The organism is Anaeroglomus insulsum (genome assembly GCF_050689095.1).
GTDB lineage: Bacteria > Planctomycetota > Phycisphaerae > Sedimentisphaerales > Anaerohalosphaeraceae > Anaeroglomus > Anaeroglomus insulsum.
Window position 1 is genome coordinate 1 of record NZ_JBOGCL010000030.1, and the last position, 2949, is coordinate 2949.

Genomic DNA, 2949 nt, shown 5'->3' on the forward strand with positions numbered 1-2949 from the left:
AGGTTATGAAATGGCTTCTAGGAATAATGACAGATAATGTCTTTCCTCTCCTAAAGGATATAGGAGTTTTTACGACCTTTTCCGACTTGCCTTTTAAGCCGTCTATAATGGCTCTAAATTTAGCAACAGCCTTAAGCCTGTCAGAACTAAGCCACTGCAATTTGCTTCTCTGTGCCCCGTTTAGAAGTGCTTTAGGTATCATTGTATAATAGGTCTTATTGTGGGAATTATAGGAAACTCCTAAAACGTGGCCGTTTACCGTCTCTTGTACTGTCTGATTGCCAAAGTCAATATAGACGGCTTGTTTACCTGTCTTACTCACTGCTATACTCCTAAAATAAAGTAGGATATATTACAATAAAACATCAAAGCATAAATTTATTGTAATAATGTAATAAGAGTAAAACAAGAGAATTGTAATAAGCTATTGTAATAAAACCTTGTTTTTGGCTGAAAAATCAAGCTCCCCTATTAGAACAACTTTACGAACTCGAATAAAACCATAACTTATTTACGGACAGATATTTATTGTTGTTTTTTATAGATTCTTAACTCGTAATATGACGCGTTCAGCACTGTTAAATTTATTGTAATAAGGTTGAATAATTGGAAGTCAACCCATGAAATTATCTGTCTGTTTTTACCTATTTTTCAAAGATTCTATATTTTATAGATAAACATCCAAATTCTTGCATTTTTATGTCTTTTTTCTCAATTCCGATTGCAAAAAGTCCTTTTCGGTAGTAATATGCTGGATACGGGAAATCGTTTATATTCACAGATTTCCTTTTTAGGGATAGTTAAGGAGTTAATATATGTCCACAACACAATACATAAGCGTCAATATCATGATTGACCAAGGGTTGGTTAATATATGCAAGTAGTTTCAGTCAAATATTCTGATAATACTAAAACTTTTCGTCTAAGAAATGGGGTGAAGACTGTTACCCATCGTTTCTGTTGTCTTGGGGAGGGTGATGATTTAATTCTAAAAGGCAAAAATGTTGCTTATGCTAAATGTATTAATGGGAAGGCTATTATTTTACCTGCATATTCTTCCCGTGATCAAATTATATTCGGGGCCAAATCTATCTCTCTAATCGTAAAGGAACCTATTACTGAAAAAGAACTTTCTGGATATCATAAACTTGAAGAATATCATTATCGTGGTACATGTCTGCATGGACGCCGTGTTCCTTTGATAGTTACATCGAGTGATCCATTGTTGCCGGATGTATTAGGTTATATCGAACTTGCTACGGCATTTCTAATGAATCGCCCACGTACCGAACTATTTAATCATCCTTTTTGTGATAGTACAAAAAGAATTTCTTGGAGTATCTGGGATAAAAATTCAGCAAAGCAATACACAAATATTGTTGTTCGTATTGCTAGGTGTGTTGTGTCTCCTGAATTTCGTGGCTTAGGTCTTTCAAGACTTCTTGTTAAACATGCGATTGCTTTTGCTCGTAATCGGTGGCATGTGGCTAAATTAAAACCTCTTTTCCTTGAAATTACTGCCGACATGCTCCGATATATTCCTTTTGTTGAATCTGCTAAAATGCATTATATAGGTGAAACAGAAGGCAATCTCAACCGTTTAGAAAAAGACATGAATTATATTCTTGCTAACTTTGATAGAGTTAAGAAGGGAGAAATTTTAAAGGAGCAATCAGGTGGAATTGTAGATTTACAAGTACATTATGCTGTGTGCTTGAAACAGATTGAGTCAGAGCATAGGGTATCTCGTGAAGATTTATTAAAGCTTCTAATTCAATCTCCGCAAAAATTATCGGACGATAATTGGACTCTTTTACATCGAATATTTAGGTTACCTAAACCTACGTTTATTGTAGGCCTAACTCCAGCGGCCAAAAAATATGTATTGCGTCGTAAACACCAACTACATCTACCAGATAAATATCCAGTAGTTCGCCCACAATCTTTTCTTTGTAATTTATCCAGGCAAATAAATGTTCAAAATTGTTCATTGCACTTAGATTCTCCTTTGGTTCGAACTAAATATACAAGAATCGTTCAGCAAGCATTTGGTATCAGCAGGGATATGTTGCGTACGACTCTTTTCTCTAATCTAAGTTTCCACATCAATCCTGGAGACGTTGTTCTGTTATGTGGTCCTTCTGGGGCAGGCAAAACCACATTGCTTTCCTTATTAAGAGAGAGACTGAGCAATTCTAAAAGATTTTCAGGAGAATATAGTGGCAATATAAGCGTGCCTGTTAATGCTACAATTCAAAATCTTGAACCCCTCAGTAATCGCTATCCTCTTGTTAATTCATTAGGTAAAATTCCTTTTGAAGATGCTTTATACGCATTAAATATATCTGGTTTGGCTGAAGCCCACCTTTATATAAAAAGGTTTAAAGAACTTAGTAATGGTCAGCGATATAGAGCAATGATTGCTAAGCTTATAGCATCAAAAGCTGATATATGGATGGCAGATGAATTTTGTGCAACTTTAGATCCGATTACGGCCAATATTGTAGCCAGAAATCTTAGACGTTGTGCTAAAGAGTTTGGTGTTACTATTATATTAGCTGCAGCAAATTGGTGCGATTTTATTGAAGAACTCCGACCCGACACAATTGTGCACTTACGTTCACCCTGGGATTTTCGTATATTCACTTGGAATAAATTTAGACGGGCTATTATTCGTTCACAAATAATAAGACAGTAATTGAATATAATAGGTCATGTTTGATTGTGTTGCAGAAATGGATAAATAATATATTGGATGTGCTACCTGGGGCTGATAAGGATTTCTTTCAGCGGGTGTGGAAGGAACAACGTTTGTTGTTTGATGGAAAACAAGGGACAGGAGAGAATACTGACTATCTCAGTGCGTGTCTTGTTGCTTCCGCCCTTAGGTCTGGTGGAAGATTCATGGTTGTACTTCCGGATACTTCCCCTCATCGCCCAGCTTTCTTA

The 2949-nt window shown here is 35.9% G+C and carries 3 protein-coding genes; 2 read left to right on the plus strand and 1 reads right to left on the minus strand.

From position 1 onward, the window contains the following. Positions 1-322: hypothetical protein (locus tag ACQ9LF_RS13855; RefSeq protein ID WP_462490014.1), on the minus strand; the 322-nt coding region annotated here is incomplete at its 3' end. A 552-nt stretch (positions 323-874) separates the two neighbouring features. On the opposite strand from ACQ9LF_RS13855, the gene ACQ9LF_RS13860 reads away from it, so the two are divergent. Together ACQ9LF_RS13860 and ACQ9LF_RS13865 are read left to right on the plus strand one after the other, a co-directional pair. Further along, entirely contained in the window at positions 875-2698 is a 1824-nt protein-coding gene (locus ACQ9LF_RS13860; protein ID WP_462490015.1) for a GNAT family N-acetyltransferase, read from the plus strand. Positions 2699-2724: 26 nt separating this feature from the next. Beyond that, a partial coding sequence (locus ACQ9LF_RS13865) for a hypothetical protein (protein ID WP_462490016.1) occupies positions 2725-2949 on the plus strand: 225 nt, incomplete at its 3' end.

Coding starts and splice junctions, on each gene's coding strand:
- ACQ9LF_RS13860 (WP_462490015.1), top strand. CDS start 875: ATGCAAGTAGTTTCAGTCAAATATTCTGATAATACTAAAACTTTTCGT.